Genomic DNA, 527 nt, shown 5'->3' on the forward strand with positions numbered 1-527 from the left:
AGGCGTTGATGAAGTCCGCGAGATGGGCTTCGAACTGGCCATGATCATCGTAGTGGAAGCGTTTGACGGTAGCCTCCTTGATCGTCCGGTTCATCCTTTCGACCTGGCCGTTTGTCCAGGGGTGTTTCACCTTTGTCAGACGATGCTCGATGCCGTTTTCCCTGCATCTCATGTCAAACATGTGGGTCATGTACCGTGCTGTCGGTCCATCGGCATAGCGCGGCGGAAAGGTAAACTGGATGCCATTGTCCGTGAGAACGGTATGGATCTTGTAGGGCACGGCCTCAATGAGAGCCACGAGGAAGGCTGAAGCCGATGTCCGGCCTGTCTTGCGGACGACCTGCACGAAGGCGAATTTGGACGTGCGGTCAATCGCAACGTAAAGATAGAGTTTGCCTTCGGCTGTGCGGACTTCGGCGATGTCGATATGGAAATAGCCGATCGGGTAGTGCTTGAACTTTTTCTTTGCTGGTTTGTCACCTCCGACTTCGGGCAAGCGGCTGATGCCATGACGTTGCAGGCAGCGA

General features: G+C 55.0%; 1 protein-coding gene. It reads right to left on the reverse strand.

Going from position 1 to position 527, the window contains the following annotated elements; all coding sequences use genetic code 11:
- Positions 1–527, reverse strand: a 527-nt coding sequence (locus tag Q0835_RS30085) for a DDE-type integrase/transposase/recombinase (protein WP_298967179.1), incomplete at both ends; no start/stop codon positions are given.

Origin of the sequence: uncultured Roseibium sp., from assembly GCF_947499295.1 — a bacterium.
GTDB lineage: Bacteria > Pseudomonadota > Alphaproteobacteria > Rhizobiales > Stappiaceae > Roseibium.